Source organism: Rhodococcus sp. 06-418-5, from assembly GCF_002258285.1.
Lineage (GTDB): Bacteria > Actinomycetota > Actinomycetes > Mycobacteriales > Mycobacteriaceae > Rhodococcoides.
Genome location: NZ_NOYE01000018.1, coordinates 38,452 through 53,736, shown reverse-complemented (window position 1 = coordinate 53,736; position 15,285 = coordinate 38,452). Strand labels below are relative to the sequence as shown.

Sequence of the window (15,285 nt, the reverse complement as noted above, 5' to 3'; positions counted from 1 at the left end):
GATAGGTTCGAGTCTCGTTCCCATCGCCGTTTCGAGGAGATAGTCGTGGCCAACGCTTCGTCGTTCGTATCCAAGCAGGACGACATCGAGATCAGCACCTACACCTGGACCACGTCCGTCGATCCGGCTCGCGGCGTCGTACAGATCGCACACGGACTCGCCGAACACGGCAGCCGCTACGCCCGCTTCGCCGCCGCTCTGAACGACGCCGGATTCCACGTCGTCGCCTCCGATCATCGCGGCCACGGAGAGTCGATCGTCGACACACCGGGCGACTTCGGGGCTGCCGCGTTCGCCGGGTTGTGGGCCGACATCGAACAACTCGGCGAATCGTTGCTGAACGAATACCCGGACCTGCCACTGTTCCTGTTCGCACATTCGATGGGATCCTTTGCCGCGCAGCATGTTCTGATCGAGCGCTCGGATCTCTACGAGGGCGTGGTGCTGTCGGGTTCGACCACGCTCGACATCCTCGCCGCCGGCATGGCCGACGCTCCAGCTGGTGACCTCAGTGTCTTCAACGCCGCCTTCGAGCACCGCACCGGGTACGAGTGGCTCTCGCGCGACGAGGCCGAAGTCGATGCCTACGTCGCCGACCCGCTGTGCGGCTTCGACCTCCCCGAGTCGACGGTCCCTGCCTTGTTCGGTGAGGCCGACAAGCTCGCCGATCCACACAACCTCGAGCAGATCCGCTCCGACCTGCCACTCCTGATCACGTCGGGAACCGACGACCCGCTCGCCGACGGCGGACAGTTGATCGAAACCCTCGCTGCCCGGTACCGCCAGGCCGGCATGAGCGACGTGACCGTCACTCTGTACCCCGGTGCCCGCCACGAGATTCTCAACGAGACGAACCGTGACGAGGTCACCGCGAACATCATCGGCTGGCTCACCGACCGCGCCGGAAAGATCTAGCGCTTTCGTAGCTGCACGGGCTGCCCGTCCTCCGGGAAGGGCAGCGACGTGAAGTTCAGCGGCGCAACGTAATCGGGATCGACCGACCAATCGAATCGCAGCAGCAGGTGGTGCATGATCGTCTTGATCTCGGCACCCGCGAAGAACATGCCGATGCACTTGTGCACTCCGCCGCCGAACGGCTCCCACGCGTAGCGGTGCACCTTGTCCTCTCGGCGGTCGTCGGCGAACCGGCCGGGGTCGAACTTCTCGGGTTCCGGCCAGTACTGCTCCATGTGGTGCGTGAAGTGCGGCGCGACCGACGCGTACGTCCCCGCGGGTACGAACCTCCCCTGCACCTCGGTGTCTTTGACAGCGCGTCGCGCCACCACCGGAGTGGGCGAGACCAACCGCAGGCATTCCTTCATCACCAGATCGACACTGTGCAGTTCGTCGAGCTGCGCGAGCGTCGGCGCATCGGTGCCGAGGGCCTCGGACTCCGCGCGGCTCTTGTCCTGCCACTCGGGGTGTTGCCCGAGGTACTGCATCATCGTCGACAGCGTGATCGTCGACGTGTCGTGCGCAGCCATCAGCAGGAAGATCATGTGGTCGATCACTTCCTCGTCGGAGAATCGCTCGCCGTCGTTCCCCTCGATGTGGCACAGGACCGAGAACAGGTCGTCGGTTTCGGTGGCGCGCCGCGACGGAAGGTAGCGCCGGAAGAACTGCTCGAGCATGGCGCGGCCATCGAGGCCACGCTTCCACCGCGTTCCCGGAACTCGATAGCGCACGATCGACGTCGCAGCCTGAACGCACGCCACGAAACTCGAGTTGAGCTCGGCTATCTCGGCTTCAGTGCTGCCCTCGGCACCGCCCATGAAGATGCTCGTCGCCACCTCCAGGGTCAGCGCTTTGAGCGCCGGGTAGACCTGGACGTCGCGCCCGCCCTGCCACGCGTCCAAACCGGTTGCGGTGACAGGATTCAACGCCTCGACGGATTTGGTGAGCCGGTCCCTCGTGAAGGCCTGCTGCATGATTCGTCGGTGCTTCAGGTGCTCGTCGGAGTCCAGCAGCATCAACCCACCGTGGAAGAACGGGCCGATCAGCAGGGACCAGCCGTCACCGTTCGCAAACGCCTTGTCGGCGTTCTGCAACACCTCTTGGCATGCGTCCGGACCGAGAACGGTGATCCACTTCTGCCCGGCCATCGTCAGCCACGACACCTCGCCGTACTTCTCCCACCGACTCCCGAGCAGTTTCAGGGGGTCTCGGATGTATTCGAGTGTGTGCCCCACAACGGGTATGCCGCCGTCACCGTATACCGGTTGGAGCGCTGAATCAGCAGGTGGAGCAGCCAGAGCACGTGCCATTGTCGACCTCCGTCAATCTGACATAGCGTCCTGTCAGATGGGATGTAGTCTGCGTCACACCTGCTTCCTCTGTCAAGATCTACCCATGGCTTCCCCGACGCGCAGGTACAACGGCATGAGTGCCGACGACCGCACCGCCGACCGTCGCGCGCGGTTGCTCGAAGCCGGACTCGAAGTGTTCTCCACGGCCGGTGCCCAGAACACGACCATGACCGCGATCTGCGCGGAGGCGAAACTGACCGAGCGCTACTTCTACCAAAGCTTCTCCGGCAAAGAGGATTTGCTGGAGAAGGTGGTGGAGTCGGTATCCGACGAGATCCGGGCAGCGGCTATGGACGCGTTGCACTCCCCGGCCCCCACCGTCGAGGAACAGGTGCGCAACGCCATCGCAGCGTTCGTCGGCGTGCTCACCGACGACCGCCGCAAGGGACGCGTCGCGATGATCGAGTCACTGGCCGTCGACTCACTGCGGGACTATCGACGAAAGTCCATGCGCGCGTTCGCCCATCTGGTGGCCGAGCAGTCACGCGAACTGTTCGGCGAACAGGCCTGGCCGCAGCCACAATCCGAGATCAACGGCCTGCTGTTCATCGGCGGACTCGCCGAACTGGTCATCGCGTGGTTGAACGACGAAATCGACATCGCCCCCGCCGACATCGTCGACGCCGCAACACGTCATTTCATCGCTACCGCGCACCGCTGAGGCGCCTTCGGCAGTGGCGTGCTCAGGTGCCGCGGAGGGCACTTATTCGCACCACTGCGCCGAAGGCGCACTCCTACCGGTCGAAGTGCGCCTTCGAGATCTGGCCGTGCACGCCGACCGTCTTGTCGACCACCTGCGAGACGGTGAAGTTCGCGGCCGCGGAAAGGTAGGCGTAGGCCGTCGCCCGGTCCATGCCGAGGTCGGTCTCGAGGAAGTCGAGCGCGTTGACCACTGCGCGACGCATGGCTGCGTTCAGGTCCGAACTCTGGCCGCCGACGGCACCGTCCGGATCGGACAGGCCGATCGGTATCCATGAATCCTCGTTCTCGGCAAAGGGATACGAGTATGCGACGGACGGGGCATCACCGCTGCCCGCCTTGCAGACCGTCAGACGGAAGGTGCCGCGCAGGGAACCTTCCATCGCCGTCAGTGCGACCTCCCCGTCGCCCATCGCCATGTGCGGATCGCCGACGTAGAACAACGCACCCTCTGCGAACACCGGGAGGTAGAACGTCGACCCGACGCCGAGCAGGCCGACATCGATGTTGCCGCCGCCGAGCGTCGGGGGAATCGAATTCGCATTCGGTGATGTCAGGCCCGGGTCGCTGGCGAAGGCAACACCCATCATGCCCATGAAGGGACGCAGCGGAAAGCGTACGGCCGCATCGCCGTACCGCATCACACCCTGCCCGTCCTCGACGGCGGTGAACGTGGAGATATTGCCGTACTGCGTCGGGTCACCCGAGGTCCTGCCGTCGCTCGCGATCGGAGGCATCACCTCGTCCAGGCTGATCCCCGCTGGTGCCTCACCGGACGCAGTGACCGCCAGCGAGCCCTTGCCGTGTCTGCTCGACACCACGCCGTACGGAACGCGGGGGATCGCCTCCAGCGTCTCGATCTTGAGTACATCCCCGCGCTGCGCGCCTTCGACGAACACCGGACCCGTCACCACATGAGGGCCGTCGACGTCGAAGTTACGGACCGTGCGGTCGTACCCGCCCGCGATGTCGATGGCGTCCTGCAGCACGTCGGACTCGGAAACACCCTTGCCGCCGAAGAATTCGACGGGGTCGCGCCCCTGATCTTCGAGGATCCCCTCATGGCTGAGCGCGTCGATGGTCACCGTCTCGCCGGACTTCATCTGCAGCACCGACTCGGACTCGACCGTCGGGACGTACCCCCACAGGACCTTGTCGACTTCGGAACTCAGATAGTGATCGCCGGAGATGTCGCCTGATCCGGGCTGAAGAATGCCGACCGGAGCCGGTGCCGACGAACTCGCGGCGGCGGTGGACGACGACGACGACGAACACGCTGCCGTTCCGGCAATTCCGACGCCTGCGCCCAATGCCGCCACCGCCTGGATGAATCCACGTCGACCGATTCCCTTGGTGATCGTCTCCGCTGCCTGCTCCGCCATCGACCGCGCCATGATGCCTCCTGAATTGTCCGAATCTCGAACGTAGACCGAGGGTGTTTCTCGGCAGTTACGAACATGCGTCGGACGAAGTACTCGGCAGGACGGCTCAGCTGGGATCGCTTCCACCGATCGCCGACCACCAGAGCGCAGTGACCGCAGCCAGAACGGTGACGGCTACGAACTCGGCCAATCCCCCGCCGTCGACGACCAGCCACAGCAGACCGATGAACGGGCCGGCCACTGCAGCAGGGGCGTCGAGCATGATTCGGCGGCGTAGCGATCCGAATCTTTCACTGCGCGTCTGCAGATCGACGTCGTTGAGGCGAGGGGCATCGAGGGGTGTGCCGGGAGGTAACGACGTGCGATGCCGCCCCGACGGCACGGCGAGAATCCCCGGTTCCACGACGAAAGCACGCCGACCGAAGATCGACCTGCTCACGGTCGCGGCGGCGTCGGGAACGATTGCCAGCAGCCCGGTGTGGAAGTAGACGGGGTACCAGGCCCGCCCTGTTTTCTCGTGGACCTCCAGGTAACCGCGCGACCGCATGCGGTGCTGAAACCGAACTCGCCGCACTGTGGTTCGGGCGGTCGATGTCTGTGCTGATCGCCCGGACAGGAGAGCGCACGCCACCGACCAACCCGTCCAGACGAGGACGACGAGCGCAACGAAGAAACTCAGCGGTGCGATCACGACAACGGTCGATGCCGCGACAACCAACGTGGCTGCCGCGGCACCGACCGGATATCCGAGACCGTGAGCTATTTCAGGAACCCGACCTTCGACATATCGAGGTCTCCGAATCCCGGAGCGCCGAAGTTCGCGAGATTCGACTTGGTCGCGTACGTCGACGGACGCTGGAACATCGTGAGGCTGTGCCCCTCCGCCCAGATCGCCTTGTCTGCCTCGTTGTAGTCGGCAATACGTGCGTCGTCGTCGAGCTCGCCGGCCGCCGTGTCGAGCAGTCCGTTGATCTCCTCGGACCCGACCTGACCGTAGTTCTGCAGCGTACTGCCGGGCGTCAGGCGGAAGATGCCGTCACTGCTGGAGGTGTACGGCGTTCCCTCCCAGGTGAAGTGGGTGACATCGAATGCGCCGACCAGGATGTACTTCTCGAAGAAGTCGTCGGACGGCACTGCGTCGATGATGAGGTTGGCGCCGACAGCCTTGAGGTTCTGCTGGATGATCTGCGCTTCCTGCGTCGCGTTCGGGGTGTCCGCCGGAATGATGTCGTGCAGATCGAGTTGCTGTCCGTCCTTGGAGCGGAACTCGCCGTTCATCGTCCATCCGGCGGCCTCGAGTTCGGACTTCGCCTTCTCCGGGTCGAACGTGACGTCGCCGTTGTTCGCCTGGTAACCCTTCTGGCCGTCGACGAAAATGTGGTTGTTCAGCACCGTCGGGTTCGAGGTGATCTGGCCGAGCTGCGAGGTGGCCAGGTAATCACGGTCGATCGCCTTCATCAGAGCCAACCGGACAGCCTTGTCCGACGTGATGCGTCCGGGCGCGCCGTTGAAATCGAAATGGCGGTACTGCGGACCGAGGCTCTGGCGCAGGTCGATGTTCGGAGTTCCCTGCGCGACCTTGAATGCATCAGCGCTGCTGCCGAGTTCGTAGTAATCGATCTCACCGCTCTGCAGTGCCCCGACGGAGGCCGTCGAATCGAGTGGCAGATAGGTGATGGAGTCGAGTACCGCTGGATTCTCACCCCACCAATCGGGATTGCGCTCGGCGACGATCCGCTTGCCACCCGGCTCGATGGTCCTGATGCGGAACGGTCCTGCGGTGGCCGGCATTGCGCTGACCGAGCCGGTGTTGAATGCCTCCACCGTATTGACCGATTCCGCCGGCATCAGCGGCACGAACAGGGATCGCCAGTCGGCGAATTTTTCTGTGAACGTCAGGACTACCTGCTGATCGTTCTCGCCGCGCACGACGGATTCGACCTTGTCGTACCCGGCCGTGGATGAAGCCTCGTAGGCCGGGTCTTTCCCACTGTTGGCGGTCCACGTCGCAACAAGGTCGGTGTAGTCGAGTGGTCGGCCGGTGCTCCACTTGGCCTTCGGGTTGATGTTGTAGGTGATGACCTGCTTGCCGTCGGTCTCCGACTCGGTGATGTCGGTGAAGAAGTCGGTTGCCGTCGTCAAGCTCGCATCGGCGGCGGCCTTGAATGCAGTTGGCATCAGCGCCAAGTACATCCGTGCCAAATCAACGCTTGTGCCGTCAATTTGGTAGTAGTTGTAATTGGGACGTACCTGCGAAAGCGGGAAGTTCATGTTTCCGCCCTGCTGGAGATCGCTGATGGGATGCGGGTTTATCTGCGCTCCGCTCTCGAACGACGCAGGCGCATCGGCGTTGGGCCCGGTGTCGCCGGAGCTGCACCCCGCCACCAGTCCGACGGTAGTCACGGCCACCGCGATCGGGACCAGTGCCCGAAATAGCTTGGCTCTCATCAATTCACCTTTCTCAGTGTGCACATAACCTGCAAGGTCAGATGGCGTCGGCCAGCTGTGCGGCCTCGGCGATTCGGGCTCGTTGGAGCACCGGATCGGGGATGGGGATGGCTTTCAGGAGTGCCCGTGTGTACGGGTCCTCGGGTGCGTCGAAGATCTGCGCCGTCGGGCCCTTCTCCACGAACACCCCGTTGCGCATCACCGCTACTTCGTCGGCAAGATGACGCACCACCGACAGGTCGTGCGAGACGAACAGATACGCCAGACCGAGCTCCTCCTGCAGATCCTGGAGCAGGTTCAGCACGCCCGCCTGGATCGACACGTCGAGCGCGGACACCGGCTCGTCGAGCACCAGGATCGACGGTTTGAGCGCCAAAGCCCGTGCAATGCCGACACGTTGACGCTGCCCGCCGGAGAACTGGGTGGGATACCGATCGGCGAGCTCGGGACGCATTCCGACGGTGTCCATCAGTTCCCGAACCCGGCGGGTGCGCTCGTCGACCGGCACGCCGTTGATCTTCAACGGCTCGGCGATGATCTCCCCCACCGGCATTCGCGGATCGAGCGAGCCCATCGGGTCCTGGAACACGATCTGGATGTGCGCGCGCAGCTTTCGTTGCTCGGCTCGGCTCAGGCCGTAAGGCTCGACTCCGTTGATTCTGATCGAGCCCTGCTGCGGCTTCACGAACTCCATGATCTCGAGCAGGGTCGTCGACTTGCCGCAGCCCGATTCGCCGACGATCGCCAAGGTGGACCCTGCGTGGACATCGAAGCTGATACCCTGCACCGCAGGCACTTCGCCCGCGCGTCGACGCAGTACCGAACCCTTGAACATGGGGTAGCTCTTGTGCAGATCAGTCACCGACAACACCGGAGCATCCTTCGGCACGGTCACCACCAATTCGGCCGGTGCCTCCGAACGTGGAGCACCCTCGAACTCCGCCTCCACCGACTCGGCCGTCGCCGCATCGATACGGATGCACGCCGCGCTGTGATTCGGGGCAACCTGAATCAACGGTGGTTCGCCTTCGTCGCAGGCCTCCGTGTGCAGCGGGCATCGGGGCCCGAACGGGCAGCCCGTAGGGAGATTCACCAGAGCGGGCGGCGTGCCCTCGATGGGCACCAGGCGCTCCTGCGCGGGACGATCCGGGCGAGGGACCGAGCCGAGCAATCCGACGGTGTAGGGCATGGACGGGTGCGCGTACAGCTCGTCCACTGGAGCACTTTCGACGGCTCGCCCGGCGTACATGACCATGGCCCGATCGGCAACGCCGGCAACGACTCCCAGGTCGTGGGTGATGAACACGACGCCGGCTCCGGTCACGTCCCGTGCGGTCCGAAGCAGGTCGAGGATCTGCGCCTGGATCGTCACGTCGAGGGCAGTGGTGGGCTCGTCGGCGATGATGAGGTCGGGATCGTTGGCGATGGCCATCGCGATGACGACGCGTTGCCGCATACCGCCGGAGAACTCGTGCGGATACGATTTCGCCCGTGTTCTCGGATCGGCGATGCCGACCAGATCGAGCAATTCCAGGGTCCGCTCCTGGACCTTCACCTTGCTCAGTGACGGATTGTGTACCGAGATCGCCTCGGCTATCTGATCACCGATCCGGTAGATGGGCGTCAGCGCAGTCAACGGGTCCTGCGAGATCATCGCCACCGAACGCCCACGCTCACGGGACATCTCACGGTCGGACAGTCCGAGTAGCTGACGGCCGTTCAGCTCGATGGACCCGGTGACCCGTGCGGTCTGCGGAAGCAACCCCATAACGGCCAGGGACGACACCGACTTACCGGAGCCGGATTCGCCGACGATGGCCATGACCTCGCCCTTGTCGACCTGATAGTCCAGTCCGCGGACCGCGGTGACGCGGCCTTCCTCACTCGGGAAGCTGACTTCGAGTCCGCTGACCTTCAACACCGGCACAGTCTCAGCCACGTGCCTGTCCCCTCGTCGAGTTCGGATCGAATGCGTCGCGCAGGCCGTCGCCGACGAAGTTCGTTGCCAGCACGATCAATACCAGTGCGCCACAGCAGAACGCGAACAGCCACGGATACGTCAACGCGGACGACGTACCGTCCGCGATTAGTGTGCCGAGCGAGACGTCGGGCCGCTGGACACCGAAACCGAAATAGCTCAGCGACGCCTCACCGATGATGGCGATACCCACGTTGAGCGTGACGTCGACGATGAGGATCGACGCCATCGACGGCAGCACGTGCTTCCCGATGACACTCGTCGGCGTCGCACCCATGTACTTGGCGGCACGGATGAATTCGCGCTCACGCAACGACCGCGTCATCGCACGGATGATGCGGGAGGTGATCATCCACGCGAACGCCGCGAGCAGCAACACCAGGATGAAGAAGCTCTTGTCGCGGAACAGCGGTGAGCAGATCGCGATGACCAGGAAGCTCGGGACGACGAGCAGAACATCGGCGACCCACATCAGCGCGCGGTCGGTCCAACCGCCGAAGTATCCCGCCACCGCGCCGACGACGCCGGCAAGCACCGTGGAAATGAGCGCGACGAGCATGCCGATGATCAGCGACTTCTGCAGTCCACGCAGCGTCTGAGCCAGAACATCCTGCCCGATCTGGTTGGTGCCGAACCAGTGTCGTGTGGTCGGCGGCGAGTTGAGCGCGTACGCGTCGAGTTCCTCGTAGGTGAAGGGAATGAAGTGCGGGAGTACGAATGCGCCGACGAACATCGCCAGCAACACCACGATGCCCACCAACGCAGGCCGGTTGCGCAGGAACCGGCGCAGCACCAAGCGCCTGCGTGTGATCGGAGCCGTCGAGTCGCTCGGGCCCTCGACCGCAGCGATCTCGGGAACCACAGGTGTCGCCATCGCCGATCCTTTCCTTACTCGAAGTGGTGGGTCAGTCCGCGTAGCGAACGCGCGGATCCAATGCGGCCGTGAAGATGTCGGTCAACATTCCGGAGACGAGGACCGACAGCGCGGTGAACAGCGAGACCGCGAGCGTGATGTTGATGTCCTGACTGGTGATGCCGTAGATCAGCCAGTCCCCCATGCCGTACCACCCGAAAACTCGCTCGGTGAAGGTCGCGCCGGTGATCACCGCGCCCATCCCGAACGCGAAGAGCGTCGCCATCGGGATCAACGCAGTTCGGAAGCCATGCTTGAAGATCGCGCGGCCGCGGGTGAGGCCCTTGCCGCGGGCCGTACGGATGTAGTCCATGTTCAGTTCGTCGAGCATGGAACTACGCATGTAGCGGCTGTAACCACCGATGGTGAACAACATCAGGACAACGGTCGGCAACAGCAAATGCTGAGCACGGTCGATGATTTCGTTCATCAGACCGGGAGCGAGCGTTGTCGACGTCTCACCGGTGTATTGGAAGAACTGGCTACCGGTGCTCTGATTGACCTGCACAGCAAAGTATTTGAGTACCGGTGCCAGAACCAGGATCGGTGTGCTGATGAGGATGAACGTCACGACAGTCGCGACGTGATCGAAGATCTTGTACTGCCGGACGGCACCGTACGCACCTACGAGTGTTCCCAGTACCGCGCCGAGGACGGTGCCGAGCACCACCAGACGCAGCGAGACGAGAATGCGTCGCCACAACTCGTCGTTGACGGAGCCGGCCGCGATGGTCTGACCGAAGTCACCATGAAGCACAGCCCACAGCCACTTCAGGTAGCGCAACACGGGGTTGTCGTCGAGATGCAGCGCCGCGCGTTTCGCGTCGAGTACAGCGCTCGACGGCGGCGGGTTGCGACTGAGGAGATTGGACAGCGGATCGAACGTGAGCGACGCCAGAAGGTAGGTCAGAAACGTCGCGATGAGCAGCAGGACGACGTAGTTCAGCAACCTCCGCGCAAGATAACCGCCCACGCGCAACCACCTTCCATCGAGCACCACGGCCGTGCCCGATGGCACTGCTCTCGGCATTGTTCACACCGCGTGTTACCTGCTTGTTTCGTTAGCGATGGAAACAGACATTCCACAAGATAGCACCACGAATTCAACTTTCGTTCACGGTAGCGGAAGTACTTCCGGTACATCGGACAATGCGGAACACGCGGTGCCAGAACAAGTCTGAACATCCAGTTTACGAAGGTTCACCTAAATCATTGGTTTCTGGAACGAATTCCCGACATTGCGGACACGGCCGAAAATAGGTGCTTTCGACTCACATCGGTAGATTCACAGCCATGCCGACAGCTTCCACATCCGACGGATTCACCTTCGAGCGATACGACGTCACCGACGCCGGATCCATCGCCACGGTCTTCGCGGCCAAGGAACACCGAACCGGGCTCTACGTTCTGCACTTCGCCGACAACGAGGCCTACGTCGGGTACTCCGACTCGGTCGCGGCACAGTTCATCGCCGACCTCGACGTGTGGACCGACATCGAGGCACTCGACTTCACCTCTGGCACAGCAGACCAACTCGAGCAATTGCAGGATCTCGTGGCGCGCCTGACCCGCCTACGTGAACGCCCCTCGCAGCCCGGTGCGACCGGCGAGGCACCGAGCGCGAAATCCGCACTGCCGAAGGAAAGAGCTAAGCGGGCGACATTGCTCGACACGTCTGTCGGCAAGGCGCGCAAGCAGTTCTGGGAACTGTCCGACCACATCGCATACCCGGCCATCCGCAGCATCGTGGCCGACTACATCAACTCTTCGATCCCCGACCCGGCGAACACCGCGAAGTACCTGTGGCAGATCGCCGCCCTGTCCGACGAACACGTCGACACCGGGCCTCGGCGCTTGCTGACGCTGACGTGCGGCGGCTTCGAGACGCTGCGCGTCGACGAGATCGTGCACGACGACGACACGATCGAACTCGACCTGCGCATCAACACCAACGTTCCGCGCGACCGGACCGACGAGCAACTCGAGGTCTCCAACGAGACCGTCAGCGCCGGGCGCGGCCCCTACCGGGACGAACGTGTGTGGTCGTGGTCGATCGACCTCGGTGCCTTGCTGGAAGAAGACGTGGACGTCGACCTCGGGATCGACGACGACACGTTCGACGACCTTGCCTACGGCCTCAACGCCAGGCTGATGCGATCCGGCAACTCGACGGGCGCAGCGTCACACAACCACGACCTCGCGGCCGACCTGCTCGCCGAGGCATACCGGCAGCTGTTCGAGACCGAGTGAACGGTCGGCTCTGGTACGTCTCGTACGGGTCGAATCTCCTGCGCGAGAGGTTTTTCAGCTACCTGACGGGATCCGACGAAAGCTCCGAATTCGGTGCGCACCCACCGGCACCCTCGACAGCGTTGCCTGCCGGGGAAAAATGGCTGTGGATCGACTATCCGCTGTACTTCGCCGGAGTCTCGCGGCGCTGGACCGGAGCGTCCGCGTTCGTCTCGACGACGGCAGATGCCGCGAATCGGTCTGTAGCACATGGCTATCTACTCGACGGCGTCCAGTTCGCTCACCTGGCTGCCGTCGAGAACGTCGTCGCGTCCATCGATGTCGGGGCGACGGAGACACTTGCCATCGGACAATGGTCGCAGCTGGCAGTGGATCGCGAAGGTGAGAGCTTCCGTGGGAAATACGATGCACTACTCCGACTTCCGGACATCGACGGACGACCCGCGTTCACGCTGACAAGTTCGATCGCCCGAGAGCCCGGCGAACCGTCGAGCAGATACCTCTCGACGATCCGGCGCGGATTATTTTCCGCCCCGGAAGATCTCGAGGTGGATGCCTACCTGCAGGCGGCGATCGAACGCTCCGCGGAGATCACTTCAGCGCGTCGAGATTCGTCTTCAACAGCAGCACGTTGTAGTCCGACCACCGAGAAGCATTGAAGTACAGGTCTTTTCCGCTCGACATCGGGTGAATGAACGGCGCGTAGATTCCGCCGGCGGTCTGATTGGCATCGAGGATGGTCTTCGGCGCACTCCAGGGCCCCTCGGGATTGTCGGCAGTGCGAGCGACCAATGTGCGTGTGTTCTCGTCCCCGTACATCATCACGTAGCGGCCGAGGTAGTCGTTCCATGCAACCGACATCTCACTGACCGGGCCCTTGACGATCGCAACGGTGTCGCCGATGTTCTTCGACCACTGCTTCGTCGGATCCGGATCCTGCGTCGAATACTCGTACGCGTCGAGGTTCTCGATCTCGCTCGGTGCCACCCGTGAGACGAAGGCATCGCCGAATCGTCCGTTGGGTGTGCCGAACTGATACAGGTACTTGCCGTCTCGACCCAGCACGTACGCGCTCTGCTGGAACTTGCCCTGGCTTTCGTGGACGTTGGTGAAGCCCGGAATGGTGACACCCTTGTTGACGCGGATCGTCTTGGGGTCGGTCGACCAATTCTGACCGTTGTCAGTGGATTTCGCCGTCGCCGAGTAGTTCGTGATCCAGCGCCCGGGGCTGCCCCAGCTCTGCACCGACATGTAGTTGATGTACTGGGTGTTGCCGATCGCTATGGCCGCCGTGGGAATCGTCGTGTCCTCGACGCTGGGCAGCTTTGCGCTGGAGATGATCTCGGCTGCATAGTTGGGACTACCGGCCCGCACGACGGCACCGGAGGTGTTGTCCGCGGGGTCGGCTGGACCGATCTCGACTCCCTGCGCCAGATTCGTCGACGCCTTGTCCGACCGGAAGAGCGCGTTGCTGCGCCACTGCGCATTGCCGGAGGAGCAGTCTCCGAACGTGTCACCGAACGCCATCAGGATCTGGCCGGCCCCGTTGTCCCAGCTGATTCCGAGGTCGGTGCCGGACATCGCGAGGTCGTTGTAGGTGTTGTTCACGCTCTGCGGACCGGTGACCCAGGCGATGCTCTGGGTGTTGCCGGTGATCCGAGGCAGCGGCCCCTGAGGGCCTTGCGGGTTCTTGCCCGACATCCCGGCGCTACCCGACGACCCGAACAGCGGAGACGAGCCCGGCCCACCGAGCCCACCGCACGGTTCGGCCGACACGGTGGGCGCGGTCAGAGCGCTGAGTCCGCTCACTGCCAGTGCCAGGACAGCCCCGACAGCAATCTGCCGACTACGTACACGCATGGACGAACCCACCGTTTCCCGTGTGACCCACGATACTGATGTGACTGATGGGACGAGTGTTACGCAAATCTACTGATCGCGCAACAAATCAGACGTGTCGGTACTTGACAAAACGCCAACGGCGAGAATGACACTCGTGTGATTAGCCGGCAATCATGCGGGCGTGTGTCGTGTCCAATGCGAGAAGCGCAGCGCCCTGCACGACGACGGCAGAGCCGTGGCCCAGCGCCTGGTCAGCGGTGATCCGGCCGCCGAACCGAGGCTTTCTGACGGCGATGTGCGCGCCGGTCGCGACGTAGAGGACATCGAGACCGGCATTGATCCACAGCAGCCGGCTCAAACTCGCGGCAGTCGGAGGCTTCGAGCTCAGCGCGCCTACACCCGCGATCGCCAGATCGATCGCACCCCACCCCGCAGTCTGCTGACCGAACGCCCGCCGGGCAGGCGACGACCCGCGCAACGCCAACACCGTTCCGACGAGCACACTTCCACCGCCCCACATCGCGAGACGACGGCCGAGCCGCTGGGCAACGATGGGCGCTTCGAGTGCTGTCATGGACTCCAGTGTGCCGCGTTCGAGGAAGGAGCCGGTTCGTAACGCGCGGTCGGTTGCGGCCGATCCCATGAGCACTGAGTAGCCGTGCTCGAAACGAACGGAGCCACCATTGCCGAAGAAGATCCTCGCCGGAGTCGCGCTGGCGATCGGCGGCGCAGTGCTCGTCGCGCCGACAGCCTCCGCCGCTCCCGACGGCAACCCGTTCGGGCCCAAGGACTCCACCTCGAGTTTCGTCAGCGCCTTCGACCCTGCGGCATACGGCGCGGCGAGCACAAAATCGTTGATCGTCAGCCCGTTCGGCACGAGTCGGCGGATCGATTGTTGGTCGTTTCACGCCCGCGGTTCGTGCTCCCAGAACGGCCGGGTCCTGACGGAGATCCGAATCACGGCCGGATCCTCGGAGTGGGACTACCGGATGCTCTACGTCTACAACCCGTTCTGATGATCGTCGGCCGTGTGCTCTGCGGACTAGCTCTGGTCGTGCTCACCGGTTGTGCCGCAACGAAACCCGAGCCGGGCATCGACGCCGCGGTAAACGTTGCGCCGTCGTCGTTCCCGCCCCCTCCTCCCTCCGTCGCGCCCACAGCCATCCCTACCCAGGAGGAAGCGACCGCCATCTTCCGTACCGTTTTCGACTGGACCGCAGAGCGGTCCGACCGCGCCGACGCGCTCGAAGGCACACTGGAGGAGAACGCAGCGTTGTTCGACAGCAGCGGGGTCATGTCGGACGTGACGTTCGCCCGCGTCGACGCCGTAGCACCCGGACGGGTGGAGGCGAGCGGCACGTCCGTCGGGCCGACGTCCTCGATCGGTTTCGTTGTCTCCGAGGGCCGTTGGAAGCTGGAACGCGCAGCGGCATGCGCACTCACCGGCGCGTGTTGATCGCCGGTTCG

General features: G+C 63.6%; 15 protein-coding genes. 6 read left to right on the top strand and 9 right to left on the bottom strand.

Going from position 1 to position 15,285, the window contains the following annotated elements; genetic code table 11:
* The first annotated feature begins 45 nt into the window (after positions 1 to 45).
* Positions 46 to 915, top strand: coding sequence for an alpha/beta fold hydrolase (locus CH274_RS16165; RefSeq protein ID WP_094630820.1), 870 nt, complete (start codon positions 46 to 48; stop codon positions 913 to 915).
* Here the strand turns inward: CH274_RS16165 and CH274_RS16160 are convergent.
* Complete coding sequence (locus CH274_RS16160; RefSeq protein ID WP_094658094.1) at positions 912 to 2,264, bottom strand: cytochrome P450; 1,353 nt, start codon at positions 2,262 to 2,264, stop codon at positions 912 to 914. The two genes, CH274_RS16165 and CH274_RS16160, sit on opposite strands and share 4 nt — an antisense overlap.
* Before the next feature lie 85 nt (positions 2,265 to 2,349).
* Between CH274_RS16160 and CH274_RS16155 the strand changes: the two genes are divergently transcribed.
* The gene (locus tag CH274_RS16155) at positions 2,350 to 2,967 is read left to right on the top strand and encodes a TetR/AcrR family transcriptional regulator (RefSeq protein ID WP_032394963.1); all 618 of its coding nucleotides are present in this window, start codon (positions 2,350 to 2,352) and stop codon (positions 2,965 to 2,967) included.
* A 73-nt stretch (positions 2,968 to 3,040) separates the two neighbouring features.
* On the opposite strand, the gene CH274_RS16150 is transcribed toward CH274_RS16155, so the two are convergent.
* The 6 genes from CH274_RS16150 to CH274_RS16125 form a co-directional block, all read right to left on the bottom strand.
* Positions 3,041 to 4,399, bottom strand: a complete 1,359-nt coding sequence (locus tag CH274_RS16150; protein ID WP_094658093.1) for an acetamidase/formamidase family protein — start codon at positions 4,397 to 4,399, stop codon at positions 3,041 to 3,043.
* Between the two features lie 94 nt (positions 4,400 to 4,493).
* Positions 4,494 to 5,078, bottom strand: coding sequence for a hypothetical protein (locus tag CH274_RS16145; RefSeq protein ID WP_094658092.1), 585 nt, complete (start codon positions 5,076 to 5,078; stop codon positions 4,494 to 4,496).
* Between the two features lie 68 nt (positions 5,079 to 5,146).
* On the bottom strand, positions 5,147 to 6,835 hold the full coding sequence (locus tag CH274_RS16140) for an ABC transporter family substrate-binding protein (protein ID WP_143546592.1): 1,689 nt from the start codon (positions 6,833 to 6,835) through the stop codon (positions 5,147 to 5,149).
* A 37-nt stretch (positions 6,836 to 6,872) separates the two neighbouring features.
* The gene (locus CH274_RS16135; protein ID WP_094647129.1) at positions 6,873 to 8,774 is read right to left on the bottom strand and encodes a dipeptide ABC transporter ATP-binding protein; all 1,902 of its coding nucleotides are present in this window, start codon (positions 8,772 to 8,774) and stop codon (positions 6,873 to 6,875) included.
* A complete protein-coding gene (locus CH274_RS16130; protein WP_045199361.1) occupies positions 8,767 to 9,687 on the bottom strand; it encodes an ABC transporter permease in 921 nt (306 codons plus the stop codon). The genes CH274_RS16135 and CH274_RS16130 overlap by 8 nt, the downstream gene beginning before the upstream one ends.
* A gap of 31 nt (positions 9,688 to 9,718) precedes the next feature.
* Entirely contained in the window at positions 9,719 to 10,699 is a 981-nt protein-coding gene (locus tag CH274_RS16125; RefSeq protein WP_094658090.1) for an ABC transporter permease, read from the bottom strand.
* Between the two features lie 320 nt (positions 10,700 to 11,019).
* On the opposite strand from CH274_RS16125, the gene CH274_RS29735 reads away from it, so the two are divergent.
* Both CH274_RS29735 and CH274_RS16115 read left to right on the top strand, forming a co-directional pair.
* On the top strand, positions 11,020 to 11,976 hold the full coding sequence (locus CH274_RS29735; RefSeq protein ID WP_256993601.1) for a hypothetical protein: 957 nt from the start codon (positions 11,020 to 11,022) through the stop codon (positions 11,974 to 11,976).
* Positions 11,973 to 12,635 carry a hypothetical protein gene (locus tag CH274_RS16115; RefSeq protein ID WP_094658089.1) on the top strand — a complete coding sequence of 221 codons (663 nt, stop codon included), beginning with the start codon at positions 11,973 to 11,975 and terminating at the stop codon, positions 12,633 to 12,635. The genes CH274_RS29735 and CH274_RS16115 overlap by 4 nt, the downstream gene beginning before the upstream one ends.
* Here CH274_RS16115 and CH274_RS16110 read toward each other — a convergent pair.
* Positions 12,568 to 13,836: a DUF4185 domain-containing protein gene (locus CH274_RS16110; RefSeq protein WP_094658253.1), complete on the bottom strand. Its 1,269-nt coding sequence runs from the start codon at positions 13,834 to 13,836 to the stop codon at positions 12,568 to 12,570. The genes CH274_RS16115 and CH274_RS16110 overlap by 68 nt on opposite strands.
* 142 nt (positions 13,837 to 13,978) lie before the next feature.
* Positions 13,979 to 14,461 carry a DUF6992 family protein gene (locus CH274_RS16105; protein WP_218829219.1) on the bottom strand — a complete coding sequence of 161 codons (483 nt, stop codon included), beginning with the start codon at positions 14,459 to 14,461 and terminating at the stop codon, positions 13,979 to 13,981.
* A 40-nt stretch (positions 14,462 to 14,501) separates the two neighbouring features.
* On the opposite strand from CH274_RS16105, the gene CH274_RS16100 reads away from it, so the two are divergent.
* Both CH274_RS16100 and CH274_RS16095 read left to right on the top strand, forming a co-directional pair.
* Positions 14,502 to 14,834, top strand: coding sequence for a hypothetical protein (locus CH274_RS16100; protein ID WP_094658088.1), 333 nt, complete (start codon positions 14,502 to 14,504; stop codon positions 14,832 to 14,834).
* Positions 14,834 to 15,274 (top strand): hypothetical protein, encoded by a 441-nt coding sequence (locus tag CH274_RS16095; RefSeq protein ID WP_094658087.1) that lies wholly within the window; start codon positions 14,834 to 14,836, stop codon positions 15,272 to 15,274. Before CH274_RS16100 ends, CH274_RS16095 begins: the two co-directional genes overlap by 1 nt.
* The last annotated feature ends 11 nt before the right edge of the window (positions 15,275 to 15,285 follow it).